The 15,691-nt window shown below is 68.2% G+C and carries 14 protein-coding genes and 1 pseudogene; 13 read left to right on the forward strand and 2 right to left on the reverse strand.

Translation table 11 applies throughout. The features are described from left to right. Nucleotides 1–135: 135 nt before the first annotated feature. From AB7U46_RS14600 to AB7U46_RS14630, 7 genes and pseudogenes are all read left to right on the forward strand, one after another. Nucleotides 136–909: pseudogene (locus AB7U46_RS14600) on the forward strand (glycosyltransferase 87 family protein); the annotation flags it as partial. A gap of 123 nt (nucleotides 910–1,032) precedes the next feature. After that, on the forward strand, nucleotides 1,033–4,365 hold the full coding sequence (gene carB, locus AB7U46_RS14605) for a carbamoyl-phosphate synthase large subunit (RefSeq protein WP_428337713.1): 3,333 nt from the start codon (nucleotides 1,033–1,035) through the stop codon (nucleotides 4,363–4,365). A 232-nt stretch (nucleotides 4,366–4,597) separates the two neighbouring features. After that, the gene (locus AB7U46_RS14610; RefSeq protein WP_428337714.1) at nucleotides 4,598–5,671 is read left to right on the forward strand and encodes an NAD(P)/FAD-dependent oxidoreductase; all 1,074 of its coding nucleotides are present in this window, start codon (nucleotides 4,598–4,600) and stop codon (nucleotides 5,669–5,671) included. A 59-nt stretch (nucleotides 5,672–5,730) separates the two neighbouring features. Further along, on the forward strand, nucleotides 5,731–6,075 hold the full coding sequence (locus AB7U46_RS14615) for a carboxymuconolactone decarboxylase family protein (protein WP_428337715.1): 345 nt from the start codon (nucleotides 5,731–5,733) through the stop codon (nucleotides 6,073–6,075). A 90-nt stretch (nucleotides 6,076–6,165) separates the two neighbouring features. Then, complete coding sequence (locus AB7U46_RS14620; protein WP_428337716.1) at nucleotides 6,166–6,711, forward strand: hypothetical protein; 546 nt, start codon at nucleotides 6,166–6,168, stop codon at nucleotides 6,709–6,711. Between the two features lie 160 nt (nucleotides 6,712–6,871). Continuing rightward, nucleotides 6,872–7,702, forward strand: a complete 831-nt coding sequence (locus AB7U46_RS14625) for a GH25 family lysozyme (protein WP_428337717.1) — start codon at nucleotides 6,872–6,874, stop codon at nucleotides 7,700–7,702. 95 nt (nucleotides 7,703–7,797) lie between these two features. Further along, nucleotides 7,798–8,106, forward strand: coding sequence for an Mpo1-like protein (locus tag AB7U46_RS14630; protein WP_428337718.1), 309 nt, complete (start codon nucleotides 7,798–7,800; stop codon nucleotides 8,104–8,106). Nucleotides 8,107–8,154: 48 nt separating this feature from the next. Here AB7U46_RS14630 and AB7U46_RS14635 read toward each other — a convergent pair whose 3' ends face one another. Further along, complete coding sequence (locus AB7U46_RS14635; protein WP_428337719.1) at nucleotides 8,155–10,656, reverse strand: GcvT family protein; 2,502 nt, start codon at nucleotides 10,654–10,656, stop codon at nucleotides 8,155–8,157. Nucleotides 10,657–10,861: 205 nt separating this feature from the next. On the opposite strand from AB7U46_RS14635, the gene AB7U46_RS14640 reads away from it, so the two are divergent. Both AB7U46_RS14640 and AB7U46_RS14645 read left to right on the forward strand, forming a co-directional pair. Then, complete coding sequence (locus tag AB7U46_RS14640; RefSeq protein ID WP_428337720.1) at nucleotides 10,862–11,326, forward strand: hypothetical protein; 465 nt, start codon at nucleotides 10,862–10,864, stop codon at nucleotides 11,324–11,326. A gap of 91 nt (nucleotides 11,327–11,417) precedes the next feature. After that, complete coding sequence (locus AB7U46_RS14645) at nucleotides 11,418–12,080, forward strand: hypothetical protein (protein ID WP_428337721.1); 663 nt, start codon at nucleotides 11,418–11,420, stop codon at nucleotides 12,078–12,080. A gap of 42 nt (nucleotides 12,081–12,122) precedes the next feature. Here the strand turns inward: AB7U46_RS14645 and AB7U46_RS14650 are convergent, their stop codons facing one another. Continuing rightward, nucleotides 12,123–13,109, reverse strand: a complete 987-nt coding sequence (locus tag AB7U46_RS14650; protein WP_428337722.1) for a 2-hydroxyacid dehydrogenase — start codon at nucleotides 13,107–13,109, stop codon at nucleotides 12,123–12,125. 169 nt (nucleotides 13,110–13,278) lie between these two features. On the opposite strand from AB7U46_RS14650, the gene AB7U46_RS14655 reads away from it, so the two are divergent. From AB7U46_RS14655 to AB7U46_RS14670, 4 genes are read left to right on the forward strand one after another with little or no spacing between them, the layout of a single operon-like run. Continuing rightward, entirely contained in the window at nucleotides 13,279–13,875 is a 597-nt protein-coding gene (locus AB7U46_RS14655; protein WP_428337723.1) for an SH3 domain-containing protein, read from the forward strand. A 45-nt stretch (nucleotides 13,876–13,920) separates the two neighbouring features. Next, on the forward strand, nucleotides 13,921–14,835 hold the full coding sequence (locus tag AB7U46_RS14660; RefSeq protein ID WP_428337724.1) for a cation diffusion facilitator family transporter: 915 nt from the start codon (nucleotides 13,921–13,923) through the stop codon (nucleotides 14,833–14,835). Between the two features lie 33 nt (nucleotides 14,836–14,868). Then, a complete protein-coding gene (locus tag AB7U46_RS14665; protein ID WP_428337725.1) occupies nucleotides 14,869–15,234 on the forward strand; it encodes a glycine zipper domain-containing protein in 366 nt (121 codons plus the stop codon). 34 nt (nucleotides 15,235–15,268) lie between these two features. Then, nucleotides 15,269–15,688 (forward strand): hypothetical protein, encoded by a 420-nt coding sequence (locus AB7U46_RS14670; protein ID WP_428337726.1) that lies wholly within the window; start codon nucleotides 15,269–15,271, stop codon nucleotides 15,686–15,688. Nucleotides 15,689–15,691: the final 3 nt, after the last annotated feature.

Below are 15,691 nucleotides of genomic sequence, written 5' to 3' on the forward strand. Positions count from 1 at the left end.
GGTCCAGATCCGCGCGGCGGTCCTCAACCGCTTCACGGCACTCGGTATCCCGATGACCGTGGCCGCGGGATAAGAGTGTCCGGGGAAAGGGCAAGTGCGATCATCAGCTGATTTGCGCAACAGCGCCTCAATCAGCCCTCGATCACCATCGGCTTTCTCGTGCTGCTCGCCTTCGCGCTTTTGCCGCGCGCGCCGCGCAGCGCAGGGGCGGTGCTGGCGCTCGCCGCCGCGCTCAAGCTTACCCCGGCGGTCTTCGTGCTCCTGCTCCTGCGCCGCAGCACGCGCCCTGCGCTGGCCGCCTTCCTCCTCACCGGCGCGGCGCTCGCGCTTGCCTCGGTCGCGCTGATGGGCTGGCCGCTGCACCGCGCCTTTCTCGAACAGCTCGCGCGCGCCGCTCAAAGCACGGTCTGGGCGCCGATGAACCCCTCGCCCCGCGCGCTTGTCACCGCCGGGGCCGCGGCGCTCGGCCTCGCGCCCCCGATCCCCTTCGAGAACGCGCTGCTCGCGATCCTGACCCCGCCCGCCTGGATCGGCCGCCTCGCCGCGCTCTCCGCCGCCGCGCTCGCGCTCCTCACCCTGCGCCTCGCCGCCCGCGCGCCCGAGCGCGAGGGCACCGCCCTCGCTCTGCTCGCGGTCGAGATCATCCTCTTCCTCCTCGGCCCGCTGAGCTGGCTGCATTACCTGATCGCGCCGCTGCTGCTTTTGCCCGCGCTCGGCCTTGGCCTGCCGCGCCGCCTTACCCTGCCCATGCTCGGCCTCGCGCTCGGCCTTGGCTCCAACCTCTGCCTTGCGCTGGTGATGCGCGGCCCGGCGCCGCTCCTCTCCTATTCGCTGCTCACCGTCGCGCTCTGGGCGGGTCTGCTTGCGCTTGCCCTCCTGGCCCTAACCCGCGTGGCGCGCGGCCGCTGAGCGCCAATTCCCGCCAGCGCGGGAATCATGCTTGCGCCGCGCCACGACCTGACTATAACCCCCATCAATTTGCGCGGGCCCTGCCGGGGCCTGCGGAGCGCTGCCGCAAAGAAGGGATCCCCAATGCCGAAGAGAACCGACATCAAGTCCATCCTCATCATCGGCGCAGGGCCCATCATCATCGGCCAGGCCTGCGAATTCGACTACTCCGGCGCCCAGGCCTGCAAGGCGCTGCGCGAGGAAGGTTATCGCGTCATTCTGGTGAACTCGAACCCGGCGACGATCATGACCGACCCGGAGATGGCCGACGCCACCTATATCGAGCCGATCACCCCCGAGGTCGTCGCCAAGATCATCGAGAAGGAACGCCCCGACGCGCTTTTGCCGACGATGGGCGGGCAGACCGGCCTGAACACCGCGCTCGCGCTCGCCGACATGGGCGTGCTCGAGAAATTCGGCGTCGAGATGATCGGCGCGAAACGCGACGCGATCGAGATGGCCGAGGACCGGAAACTCTTCCGCGAGGCGATGGACCGGCTCGGCATCGAGAACCCGAAAGCCACGATCATCACCGCGCCGAAACTGCCGAACGGGCATTTCGACATCAACGCCGGCGTGCAGCAGGCGCTGAACGAGCTTGACCACATCGGCCTGCCCGCGATCATCCGCCCCGCCTTCACCCTTGGCGGCACCGGCGGCGGCGTCGCCTACAACCGCGACGACTTCATCAAGATCTGCCACTCGGGGCTCGATGCCTCGCCGGTCGCGCAGATCCTCGTCGACGAATCCCTCCTTGGCTGGAAGGAATTCGAGATGGAGGTGGTGCGCGACAAGGCCGACAACGCGATCATCGTCTGCGCGATCGAGAACGTCGATCCGATGGGCGTGCACACGGGCGATAGCATCACCGTCGCCCCGGCGCTGACGCTGACCGACAAGGAATATCAGATGATGCGCAACGGCTCGATCGCCGTTCTGCGCGAGATCGGCGTCGAGACCGGCGGCTCGAACGTGCAATGGGCGATCAACCCGGCCGACGGGCGCATGGTGGTGATCGAGATGAACCCGCGTGTGAGCCGTTCGTCCGCGCTCGCGTCGAAGGCCACCGGCTTCCCGATCGCGAAGATCGCGGCGAAGCTCGCCGTGGGCTACACGCTCGACGAACTCGACAACGACATCACCAAGGTGACGCCGGCCTCCTTCGAACCGACGATCGACTATGTCGTGACGAAGATCCCGCGCTTCGCCTTCGAGAAGTTCCCCGGCTCGAAACCCGATCTCACCACCGCGATGAAATCGGTGGGCGAGGCGATGGCGATCGGCCGCACCTTCCACGAATCGGTGCAGAAGGCGCTGGCTTCGCTGGAAACCGGGCTCACCGGCTTCGACGAGATCGAGATCCCCGGCGCGCCGGACAAGGCCGCCGTGATCAAGGCGCTCTCGCATCAGACGCCGAGCCGGATCCGCGTCATCGCCCAGGCGATGCGCCACGGGCTGAGCGATGACGAGATCAACGCCGTCACCCATTTCGACCCCTGGTTCCTCGCCCGCATCCGCGAGATCGTCGAGGCCGAGGCGCAGATCCGCCGCTCGGGCCTGCCGCTCGACGAAAAAGGCCTGCGGACGCTCAAGATGATGGGCTTCACCGATGCCCGCCTCGCGAAGCTCACCGGCCGCGACGAGGCGCAGGTGCGCCGCGCGCGCCGCAACCTCGGCGTGAAATCGGTGTTCAAGCGCATCGACACCTGCGCCGCGGAATTCGAGGCGCAGACGCCCTACATGTATTCGACCTACGAAGTCCCGGCGATGGGCGACGTCGAATGCGAGGCACGGCCGAGCGACCGCAAGAAGGTGGTGATCCTCGGCGGTGGCCCGAACCGCATCGGCCAGGGCATCGAGTTCGACTATTGCTGCTGCCACGCCTGTTTCTCGCTGACCAAGGCCGGCTATGAGACGATCATGGTCAACTGCAACCCGGAGACGGTCTCGACCGACTACGACACCTCGGATCGCCTCTATTTCGAGCCGCTGACCCTTGAATCGGTGCTGGAAATCCTGCGCGTTGAACAGGAGAACGGCACGCTGCACGGCGTGATCGTGCAGTTCGGCGGCCAGACGCCGCTCAAGCTCGCAAACGCGCTCGAGGCGGAGGGGATCCCGATCCTCGGCACCACGCCCGACGCGATCGACCTCGCCGAAGACCGCGAGCGGTTCCAGAAACTGCTCAACGACCTCGGCCTGAAACAGCCGGTGAACGGCATCGCGCATTCCGACGCCGAGGCCTTCGAGATCGCCGGCCGCGTCGGCTATCCGCTCGTCATCCGCCCCTCCTACGTTCTGGGCGGGCGCGCGATGGAGATCGTGCGCGACCTCGACCAGCTCAAGCGCTACATCCGCGACGCGGTGGTGGTTTCGGGCGACAGCCCGGTGCTGCTCGACAGCTACCTCTCCGGCGCGATCGAGATGGATGTCGACGCGCTTTGCGACGGCGAGACGGTGCATGTCGCCGGCATCATGCAGCACATCGAGGAGGCCGGCGTCCATTCGGGCGACTCTGCCTGCTCGCTGCCGCCCTATTCGCTCTCGCCCGAGCTGATCGCCGAGGTCAAACGCCAGACCGAGCTGATGGCCAGGGCGCTGAACGTCGTCGGCCTGATGAACGTGCAATTCGCGATCAAGGATGGCGTGATCTATGTTCTCGAAGTGAACCCGCGCGCCTCGCGCACGGTGCCCTTCGTCGCCAAGGCGACCGACTCTGCCATCGCCTCGATCGCGGCGCGGCTGATGGCGGGCGAGCCGATGGCGAATTTCCCGCAGCGCGCGCCCTACCCCGAAGGGGTCGGCCCGGAAACGCCGCTGCCCTTCGCCGATCCGCTGACGCTTGCCGATCCGAACACGCCCTGGTTCTCGGTGAAGGAGGCGGTGCTGCCCTTCGCCCGCTTCCCGGGCGTCGACACGCTGCTCGGGCCGGAAATGCGCTCGACCGGCGAGGTCATGGGCTGGGACCGCAACTTCCCGCGCGCCTTCCTCAAGGCGCAGATGGGCGCGGGCACGCATCTGCCGCTCGAGGGCAACGTGTTCCTCTCGATCAAGGATGCCGACAAGTCGGAAGAGCTGGCCGCCGCGGCGCAGGATCTGATCGCGATGGGCTTTGGCCTGATCGCCACGCGTGGCACGGCGAAATGGCTGGCCGAACATGGCGTGACGGCGGAGATCGTGAACAAGGTCTACGAGGGCCGCCCGAACGTCGTCGACCGGCTGAAGAACGGCGACATCGCGCTGGTGCTGAACACGACGGACGGGTCGCAGGCGATCTCCGACAGCCGCGAGATCCGCGCCGTCGCGCTTTACGACCACATCCCCTATTTCACCACGGCCGCGGCGAGCATCGCGGCGGTGGCGGCGATGAAGAGCCGCGCCGAGGGAGAAATCTCGGTCCGCCCGCTACAGGCGTGAGCCCCTGGAAATGAACGAAAGGCGCCCTTCGGGGCGCCTTTTTCCGTTCAGATGAAGGGCACCAGCGGCACGCTGTCACCGCAAGCCGCCACCAGAAGCACCGCCGCCAGGGCCAGAACCAGTTTCATCACGACCTCCTTACTTTGACCACCCAAGGCTACGCCTCCCGGCGCAAACCGGCAATGAGTCTTGCCCTCTTCCCTTCCCTCGGGCGCGCTCCTAGGCTCGCGCCATGAAAACCGATTTTCTCATCATCGGCGGCGGCGTCGCCGGGCTTTCCGCGGCCGCGCGCATCGCCCCGCTCGGATCGCTCACGCTGCTCGAGGCCGAGCCGAACCTCGCCTATCACGCCTCCGCCCGCTCGGCGGCGCTTTACGAACCGCGCTACGGCAACCCGGCCGTGGTCGAGCTTTCGCTCGCCTCGGGCGATTTCTACCACGGCTCCGGCCTGCTCACCCCACGCGGCTTCATGCTGGTCGACACCCCCGATCAGGAGGCCCGCTTTCGCGCCACGATCCGCGAGATGCAGCTCGAGGCGATCGGCCTCGACGAGGCGCGCGGCCTGTTCCCGATCCTCAACCCCGAAACCATCGGCTTTGCCGCCCATGCGCCGCATGCCTGGGACATCGACACCGATCTCCTGCTGCAGACCTACGCGAAGGACGCGCGCCACGCCGGCGCGACGATCGTCACCGGTGCGCGTGTGTCTGCGATCACCCGCACCCCCGAGGGCTGGCGCGTCGAGGCGGGCGGCGAGGTCTACGCGGCGCGGCTTTTGATCAATGCGGCCGGCGCCTGGGCGGATGAGGTCGCCACGATGGCCGGCCTCGCGCCGCTCGGAATCCAGCCCTATCGCCGCTCGATGGCGCGGATCCCGGCGCCCGGCGGGCACGACGTGACCTGCTGGCCGATGGTGATCGGCGGCGCCGAGGACTGGTATTGCAAGCCCGACGCCGGCGCGCTGATCGTCTCCCCCGCCGAGGAAGACCCGATGCCGCCCCACGACGCCTGGGCCGACGACATGGTGCTGGCCGAAGGGCTCGCGCGCTATGAGGAGGCGGTGACCGAGCCGGTGACGCGGATGATCGCGAACTGGGCCGGGCTGCGCAGCTTTGCCCCCGACCGCGCGCCGGTGATCGGCCTCGCGCCGCAGGACGCGGGCTTTTTCTGGCTGGCCGGTCAGGGCGGCTATGGCTTCCAGAGCGCGCCGGGCGCGAGCGCGCTCGTCGCCGATCTGATCGCGGGGCGCGCCCCCGCCCTTGCCCCTGCGACGGTTGCGGCGCTTTCCCCCGCGCGCTTCGGCTGATATTCAGGGCCGCGAATATATGTCCCCGACCGTCGGGGCGATGCGAACAGGAGAAGACCATGAGCTACAAGGAAAAGATCGACAGCATGCGCGGTGAGCTGCGGGTGATGAACAAGCTCATCCCCGAGCAGATGAAGGGCTTTTCCGCGATGGAAAAGGCCGTCACCGAGGGCGGCGTGCTCGACAAGAAGCAGAAGGAATGGCTTGCGCTCGCGATGGCGATCGCCACCCGCTGCGAGCCCTGCATCAATTTCCACGTCGGCGCGCTGATGCGGGCGGGCGGCACCCGCGAGGAGCTGGGCGACATCTGCGCGATGGCGATCCAGATGGGCGGCGGCCCCGGCCTGATGTATGCGGGCCATGCGCTGGCCTGCTGGGACGAGCTTTCCGCGCCGCAGGCCTGAGCCCGACCGCTGCGACATTTTGGCCGCCCGCGACGGAAGCCGCGGGCGGTCCCGTTTTTCAAACAAGTGATTGAACGGAAGGACGCAGCAATGAAACGCCTCATCACCCTCACCGCCATCCTTGCCCTGAGCGCGGGGCTGGTACAGGCCCAGAGCACGACACAGACCGTCACCCCCGGCGACAATTTCATGGCGCAATGGGACGTCGACGGCGACGGCAAGGTCACGCTTGCCGAAGCGCGCGAACACCGCGGCGACATCTTCGCGATGTTCGACAGCGACGACAACGGCAGCTTCTCGGCGGACGAGCTCAAGGGCATCGACGAGCACAAGCTGATGGAGCTCGAGGCCGGCATGGGCCCGGGCCACAACCTGCCCGAGGGCATGCAGCCCGGGCCGAAGGGCAAGGGCCCCGGCATGGGCAAGGGTCAGGGCCAAGGCCAGGGCATGGGTCAGGGCATGGCGGGCCAGGGGCTCAACGTCTCGGCCGAGGACGGCATGAAGATGTTCGACACGAATCGGGACGGCACCGTCACCCGCGCCGAATTCGTCGACGGCACCGACGCCTGGTTCAAGATGCGGGACATGAACGGCGACGGCGTGCTCACGCTCGACGATTTCGGCCCGCGCCGCTGAGCGATCCGCCGGCAGGCGCCGAAGAAAACGGCAGGCGCGGGGGATCCCCCCGCGCTTTTCCGCCACAAGGCCCCGCCGGCGCCCTGCCCCCTCGTGACAGTCGGACGGTTTTGCGCGATTCTGCCAAAAAACAATGGGGGCACGGATGGGGCAGTTCCGGGTGAGTCGTGGTTTTCTTCTGGCCGCTCTGGCGGTGGCGCTCGCGGCCTGTGGCGGCGGGCATAAAAGCGGGCCGAGCCGCGGCAAGCTGATGGCGCCCGACAAGCTCAACGCCGCGGCCTTCAGCGCCTCGGGCCTGCCCTCGCGCTTCGGCGACACCGATCCGCATGAATGGGACACGAGCGCGGTGGTGCCGGCGAATTACCCGGTGCATGGGATCGACGCGGCGCGCTACCAGGGCGTGATCGACTGGTCGACGGCGCGCAACGCCGGCATCAGCTTCGCCTGGGTCAAGGCGACCGAGGGCGGCGACCATATCGACCCCGGCTTCGAGGCGAACGCCCCGCGCGCGCGCGCCGCCGGCGTGCCGATCGGCGCCTATCACTTCTACTATTTCTGCCGCACCCCCGAGGAGCAGGCGAAATGGTTCATGAAGAACGTGCCGCGCCAGGCGGGCGACCTGCCGCCGGTGCTCGACATCGAGTGGAACCACCAGTCGTCCTGCAAGCGCCGCCCCGACGGCGCCACGGTGCGCAGCGAGATGGCAGAGTTCCTCAACATCCTGAACGGCCATTACGGCACCTTGCCGGTGGTCTACACCACCCCCGATTTCTACGCCGAGAACGAGCTCGGCCGGATGCGCGGCGTCGAGTTCTGGCTGCGCACGGTGGCGGCGCACCCGTCCGAGCGCTACCCGGGCGAGCGCTGGTCGTTCTGGCAATATACCGGCACCGGCGTCGTGCCCGGCGTCGGCGGCAATGTCGACATCAACGCCTTCGCGGGCAGCGCCGGCAGCTGGCAAAGCTGGCTTTCCGCCCGCGCCCAGCCCTGATCTGTCGCCACGTCACCGGCGAGAGGGTTTGACCGGGGCCGCCCTCCGGCCCTAGCCTTCTCCCCGGGCGGGGGGAGCCGCCCGAGGGAGGAAACATGTCGCTATTGCAAGGGCGGAGCTGGGACGACTGGATCGCCCGCTACGAGCTCGGCCATCAGAACCGCTGGAACCAGCTGACCCATACGCTCGGCATCCCGATGATCGTCGTCGCGATCGTGATGGGGATCGCCGGCCTCGTCCTGCCCGGGCTCTGGCCCTGGGCGGCGGGGTTGTTCGTGCTCGGCTGGGTGCTGCAATTCCTGGGCCACGCGATCGAGGGGAAACCGCCGGAGTTCTTCTCCGACTGGCGGTTCCTCTTCGTCGGCACGCGCTGGTGGCTGAAGAAGATCACCGGCCGGCTGTGACGAAAAGGCCCCGCCGAAGCGGGGCCCCCTCGTTCGACCGTGAGTGGGTCAACCGTCGATGCGAATGCGCGCGTTCGTCGGGTCATGCGGGCTGTCCTCCGCGACGACCGCATCCCATTCCTTGAGCTGGATCTTGACCTTGAGCTTGGTGCCCGGCTCGGCCAGATCGGGGCGCACATAGCCCATGCCGATCTGCTTGCCGAAGGCCGCCGAATAACCGCCCGAGGTGAGCCGCCCGATCTTCTCGCCGTTCAGGATCAGCGCCTCCTTGCCCCACGGGTCGGTGTCCTCCGGCCCGTCGATCAGCAGCGTGACGCATTTCGCGCGGATCCCCTTGGCCAGCATCGCCGCCTTGCCGCGGAACTCCTTGTCGAGATCGACGAAGCGGTCGAGACCGGCCTCGAGCGGCGTCGCGTCGCGGCCAAGTTCGGTACCGAAGGCGCGATAGCTCTTTTCCTGCCGCAGCCAGTTCTGCGCCCGCGCGCCGACCGGCTTCAGCCCGTGCTTTTCGCCCGCCTTCAGCAGCAGATCCCAGAGGTAACGGCCGAATTCGACCGGGAAATGCAGCTCCCAGCCCAGCTCGCCGGTATAGGCCACGCGCACCGCGCGCACCGGGCACATGCCGAGCTCGATGTTGCGGAAGCTGAGCCAGGGGAAGCGCTTGTTCGACAGCACCGTCTCCGGATAGGCGTCCTTCACCACCTCGTTCAGGATCGCCCGGGCATTCGGCCCGGCGAGCGCGTAGACACCCCATTGCGTGGTGATGTCGTGGCAATCGACATGCGCGCCGCCCTCGGCGATGAAATCCTCGATCGACTTCATCAGGAAATCGCCGTCATAGGCGGTCCAGGCGCCGGCCGAGATCAGGTAATACTCGTTCTCGGCGAGCCGCACGATCGTGTATTCGGTGCGCGTCGTGCCCGCCTCGGTCAGCGCATAGGTCAGGTTGATGCGCCCGACCTTCGGCAGCTTGTTGCAGGTGAAGGCGTCGAGGAAGGCCGTCGCGCCGGGCCCGCGCACCAGATGCTTGGTGAAGGCGGAGGCGTCGATGATCCCCGCGGTCGAGCGCACCGCCTCGGCCTCGGCCTTGGCGTATCGCCACCAGCCACCGCGGCGGAAGCTGCGGGAATTGTGGTCGAAATCGGCAGGCGCGCCCACCGGGCCATAGTAGTTCGGCCGCTCCCAGCCATTCACCTGCCCCATCTGCGCGCCCAGCGCGATCTGACGGTCATAGGCGGGCGCGGTGCGCAGCGGGCGGGCCGCTTCGCGCTCCTCGTCGGGGTGGTGCAGGATGAAGACATGCTCGTAGCATTCCTCGTTCTTCTTCACCGCATAGTCGGTCGTCATCCACGACCCGTAGCGCTTCGGATCAAGCGCGGCCATGTCGATCTCGGCCTCGCCGTCGACCATCATCTGCGCGAGGTAATAGCCGGTGCCACCCGCCGCGGTGATGCCGAAGCTGAACCCCTCGGCCAGCCACATGTTGCGCAGCCCCGGCGCCGGGCCGACCAGCGGGTTGCCATCGGGCGTGTAGCAGATCGGGCCGTTGAAATCGTCCTTCAGACCCACGGTTTCCGAGCTCGGCAGGCGGTGGATGAAGGACATGTATTCGTTCTCGATCCGCTCGAGGTCGAGCTGGAAGAGATCGGCGCGGAAGCTTTCCGGCACGTCGTAGATGAAGCGCGCGGGCGCGTTGCGCTCATAGGGGCCGAGGATCCAGCCGCCGCGCTCCTCACGCACATACCAGAGCGCATCGGAATCGCGCAGCACCGGATGCTCGGGGTTGCCCGCGGCGCGCCAGGCGACGAGCGCCGGATCGGGCTCGGTCACGATATACTGGTGCTCGACCGGGATCGCCGGGATCTTGATACCGAGAAGCCGCGCGGTGCGCTGCGCGTGGTTGCCCGTCGCCGTCACCACATGCTCGGCCCGCACTTCGACGAGTTCGCCCGAGCCGACCAGCATGCCGCCCTTCTCGACCATCTTTTCCAGCGTGACGATCCATTCGTCGCCGGTCCAGAAATAGCCGTTCACCTGCAGCTTGCGATTGATCTCGACGCCGCGCTGACGCGCCCCCTTCGCCATCGCCTGGGTCACGTCGGCGGGGTTGATGTAGCCGTCCTGCGGATGGAAGAGCGCGCCGATCAGGTCGTCGCAATTCATCAGCGGCCAGCGTTCCTTCATCTCCTTCGGCGAGAGGAACTCGTGATAGACGCCCGCGGTCTCGGCCACGGAGGAATACAGCATGTATTCGTCCATCCGCGCCTGGGTCTGCGCCATGCGCAGGTTGCCGACGATGTTGAACCCGGCGTTCAGCCCGGTTTCCGCCTCGAGCGTCTTGTAGAAATCGACCGAGTATTTGTGGATATGGGTGCTCGCATAGCCCATGTTGAAGAGCGGCAGCAGACCCGCCGCGTGCCAGGTCGAGCCGGAGGTGAGCTCGTCGCGCTCCACCAGCATGGTTTCCCAACCGGCCTTGGCAAGGTGATAGGCGATTGAACAGCCGACGGCGCCACCGCCGACGACAAGCGCTTTGACATGAGTTTTCATCGGGCGACTCCTTCGCGGTCCTGCCTCCGTTGTGCCAGTTCGCACCCGTTTCGCGGCGGCCCACCCGACACTTGCGGGCGAAAAGCGACATCGCACCGCCCCCGCCGCGGGATGGTTGCCGCGGTTTACCATGCGCCGCGGTTTCGCGTGATCGCGCGTCCGTGAAGGCGTAGGATGGCGGCGGGTGAATATAGGGTGGGCAGCGATGGCCCTCATTGGATACGTAAGCGCGGTAACGGCGCTGATTCCGTCATGGCGTGGCGCCGAACGCGCTGCCGACGGTGTGACCGAGGCGCGCGAGGCGCAATCGGGCGGGTTGGGCCATGGCGGCGCACAGGATCAGGGCGCGCAGGAGACGCCGCAGAAAAGCCAGAAGACGCGGCTTTTCGCGGGCGGGTTCAGCCAGATCGCGCTGATCCTGCAGGCGGTGCTCGGCCTCACGCCGGGCGCGGCACCGGCGGAGGCGGAGAGCGCCGCCGGCGAAACCGCATCGGACACCGCGACGCAAGAGGCCCTCGGCAGCGAGATGCCGCTTTTCACCACGCTCTCGCTCGCGCAGAGCGCCGCGGTCAATCCGGCGAGCGGCGGCTATTCCGTGCTCGGCCTCGCCGCGGTGACCGCCCCCTCCGAAAGCGCCGCCGCATCGCGCGGGATCGAGCTCTTCCTCTGAGCCCCCGGGCATTCACCAAGAGTTCATCTTTCCCGCGCGCGGGCCATTCCGAAGCATTAGAATAAAATTCTAATGACTCGGGACGGCGAAGATGACCCTGTTCAGCTATGTGTCGGCGCTGCTGCATTTCTTCCTCTCGCAGCAGGCGGGGACCGGGGCGCGGACGACGAATTCCGGCACCGCGCAACCGGTCGCGACGAGCGGCGGCCAGGGTGCGCCGGCCAGCGGCAGCGGCAGCGCCCCCACCACACCGGCCAGCACCCCCACCGTCGCGGCGACCGAGGCCGCGAGCAGCGCTGCCGCCTCCGGGGCGAGCGCCGCCGCGCCGCAATCGCAGGCGGTCGAACAGGCAAAGGCCGCGCAGGGCACCGACCAGACGCAGCTCGGCCTGATCCTCAAGGCGATCCTGACCGGAAGCGCGACGGAAGGCGCGGCCGCCGATGCGCCCGATGACGCGACCGCCAATCCCCTTGCCGAGCTTGCGCAACTGCCCCTCGACGAAAGCGCCGCGCGCGCGATGGCCGAGGCGCAGCTGCAAAGCACCCGCGACGCGGTGATCCTGCAGCGGGTCTCGGACGTGGCGACGGCCTATTCCGAGGGCGCAACGCTGCCCGGCAGTGCCAGCGCCGCGGACGGCTCCGCCCTCCTCGCCCGGTTCGAGGCGGCGGCCGGGCCCAATGCCTATGCCGGCCTCCTGCAGGCGATGGCCACGGCGACCGCCCCGGCGGGCTCCGGCCTCAGCCTGCGGCTCTAGCGCCAAAGCGAAAGCCCGGAGCAGGCTCCGGGCTTTCAGGGATCACATCACCCCGGGCACCACCAGATCCGGCGGCCGGTGGCCATCGGCGAAGGTCTTGATATTGATGATGACCTTCTCGCCCATCTCGGCGCGCCCCTCGACCGTGGCCGAGCCCATATGCGGCAGCAGCACCACATTGGGCAGCGCGCGCAGCCGCGGGTTGATCTCCGGCCCGCGCTCGAACACGTCGAGCCCGGCGCCCGCGATCTCGCCCGCGCGCAGCGCCCGCGTCAGCGCGTTCTCGTCGATCACCTCGCCGCGCGAGGTGTTCACGATCACCGCCGTCGGTTTCATCATCTTGATCCGGCGCGCGTTGAGCAGGTGGAAGGTCGAGGGCGTATGCGGGCAGTTGACCGAGATCACGTCCATCCGCGCGACCATCTGGTCGAGGCTTTCCCAATAGGTGGCCTCGCATTCCGCCTCGATCTCCGGGCGCAGCCGGCGGCGGTTGTGGTAGTGGATCTGCATGCCGAAGGCGCGGGCGCGCTTCGCCACCGCCTGGCCGATCCGGCCCATGCCGATGATGCCGAGCCGGCGCCCGCCGATCCGTCCGCCGAGGAAGGCGTTCGGCGACCAGCCCTGCCATTCGGCCGACTGCATCACCGCCATCCCCTCCGGCATCCGCCGCGTCACGCCCAGGATCAGCGCCATCACCATGTCGGCGGTGTCCTCGGTCACCACGCCCGGCGTGTTCGACACCAGAACCCCGCGCGAACGCGCCGAGGACACGTCGATATGATCGACCCCGGCGCCGAAATTCGCGATCAGTTTCAGCCGCTCGCCGGCCTGCGCCAGCATGTTCGCGTCGATCTGATCGCTCAGCGTCGGCACGAGGACATCGGCGCTCTTCATCGCCGCCACCAGTTCCTCGCGCGTCATCGGCGCATCGCTCTCGCGCAATTCGACGTCGAACAGCTCCTTCATCCGGCTCTCGACGACGTCCGGCAACCGTCGCGTCACGACAACACTCAGCCGCGGTGCGGGCATGGTTGGTTTCTCCTCTCTTCCAAAGCTCCGTGCTTGGGTGCAAAGTGCCGTCCAAAGGGCCAAGATACAAGGCCCGGCAAGAGCAGAAATGACGATTTTCGCCACGTTAGCGCAATTATCTTGCGCGCAAGAATATGTCCCATGGCGAAAACGGCGGATCGGAGAGCGGATGCAGGCGGCTTGGAATGTCTTCGGGCAGATTTTCGGGCGGGGGTTCGGGCGCGTGGTCCTGACGGTGGCGGCGATCGGCCTCGCCTCGGTCGCCGCGGCGCAGGAAGAGGATGACGAGGCGCCGCCCTCCGACATGGAAATCTCGATGGCGATGGCGGTGAAGAACGGGCGCGGCCCGGTCACCAACCTGCCGCTGCCGCGCTTCGTCTCGCTCAAGGGGTCGGAGGGCAACGCGCGCCGCGGCCCCTCGCTCAGCCATCGCATCGACTGGGTGTTCAAACACGCCGGCATGCCGCTCAAGGTCACCGCCGAATTCGGCCACTGGCGCCGCGTCGAGGACCGCGACGGCGCTGGCGGCTGGGTGCATTATTCGCTGATCTCGGGCGTGCGCACGGTGATCGTCGAGGACGACATGACCGAGCTGCACGCCCGCGCCGACGCGAAATCCGCCGTCACCGCGCTGGCCGAGGCGGGCGCGATCGCGAAGCTCGGCGATTGCACCCACGACTGGTGCGAGATCAGCGCCGAGGATGCCGACGGCTGGGTCGAAAAGACGAAGATCTGGGGCGTCGGGGCCGACGAAATCCGTGACTGACCCGGCGTTTGGCGCTAGTCAGCGGGCCTGAAACCGGGAATCGCCATGTCCTACGATGCCACTTCGCAACGCCTGAACCTTTCGGCGGGGCTCGCCTCCGTTTCCGTCGCGCTGCTGCTCGTCTCGCTCAAGCTCTGGGCGCTGTGGCAGACCGGCGCGCTGTCGATCGCCGCCTCGCTCGCCGATTCGGCGATGGACCTCTTGATCTCGCTCGCCGGGCTCGGCGCGATCCTCTATGCCGCGCGCCCCGCCGACGAGGATCACGCCTTCGGCCATACCTCGGTCGAGGATCTCACCTCGCTTGGCCAGGCGGTCTTCGTCGCGGCCTCGGGCTGTGCGATTCTCTGGGCCGCCGGGCACCGGCTGGTCGCGCCCGAGCCGCATGTCCTCGCCTCCGAGGGGATGGGCATCGCGGTGATGGCGGTCTCGGCGGTGGTCACGCTTTTCCTCGTCGCCTGGCAGGCGCGGGTCTCGCGCCAGACCGGCAACAAGGTCGTCGCCGCCGACATGCTGCATTACATCGGCGACCTCTTGCCGACGATCGGCGCGATCCTCGCGCTCGCGCTTTCGGCGCGCTTCGGCCTCGCCCGGATCGACAGCATCGTCGCGATCCTCGCCGCGCTCTTCATGCTCTGGGGGGCGGCGCATATCGGCGTCTCCGGCTGGCACGCGCTGATGGACCGCGCCGCGCCGCCCGAGGTGATCGGTCAGCTCGCCGAGATCGCCGCGATCTGGCCCGGGGTGCGCGGCTTTCACGACCTCAAGACGCGCACCGCGGGGGCAAAGCTCTTCGTGCAGCTGCATATCGAGCTTGACGGCGGCCAGTCGCTCGAAGCCGCCCATGCGATCGCCGCAAGCCTGAAACGCGCGATCATCGAGGCCTTCCCGCAGGCCGATGTCATCATTCACATGGATGTCTGGAAAGACCTCGAGGGAACCGCCGCCGCCCCCGCGCGTTGAGATGCCGAAGACGAACCAAAACAGGAGAGTCCCATGGCTACCGCGAACCCCCTCAAGTCGAATGGCAAGCTGCCCGCGGAGATCACCGAGATCGAGGCGCAGCTCGCCCAGCTCACCGCCGATCTTGGCAAGCTGAGCAAATCCGTTGCGGGCACCGGTGTGCAGGCCGCCGCCGAGGCGAGTGACCAGGCCGAAACCCTGAAGGCCGAGCTCGCCGCCCGGGCAAGGGCCCTCGGCGCGGAAATCGCGACGCGCTCGGGCGCTGCCGGAGCGCTCGCGCGCGATCGTTTCCTCGGCGCCGAGGGCGTGGTAGAGGATCGGGTGCGGGCGCATCCGCTTGCCGCGCTCGGCATCGCCGCCGGGATCGGCTTCGCCGCGGCGCTGCTCGCGAAACGCTGAGGCCCAGGGCCGGGCCGGAACGGGCGGGGGAGCCATGCTGAAAGAGATCGCAACGGGGCTGATCGGCGCGGGCGCGCCGGTCGCAAGCGCGCGGCGCGTCGCGGTGAGCGGCGTGATCATCGGCACTTTCGCGGCGACCGGCTATGTCGCGCTGATCGGGGCGCTCTGGTACACGCTTTCCCCCCTGATCGGCCCGGCGCAGGCCTGGCTCGTGATCGCGGGGCTTTCGCTCCTCGCCGCGCTGATCACCTGGGGCGTCGCCGCGCTGATCGGCGCGCGCGCCCGCGCGGAAGCCGAGGCCGCGCGCGCCGCCGCGATGCAGGCGGCGCTTGCGGAGGTGGCGCTCACCACCCTGCCGCGCCTCGTGCGCGACCACCCGTTCCTGATGATGCTCGCCGCGGCGGGCGTCGCTTTTTCGGCCATGCCGAAACGCGACACCCCGCCCGAGGCCTGAGGC

It is taken from the genome of Paenirhodobacter sp., assembly GCF_050177655.1.
Taxonomy (GTDB): domain Bacteria; phylum Pseudomonadota; class Alphaproteobacteria; order Rhodobacterales; family Rhodobacteraceae; genus Rhodobacter.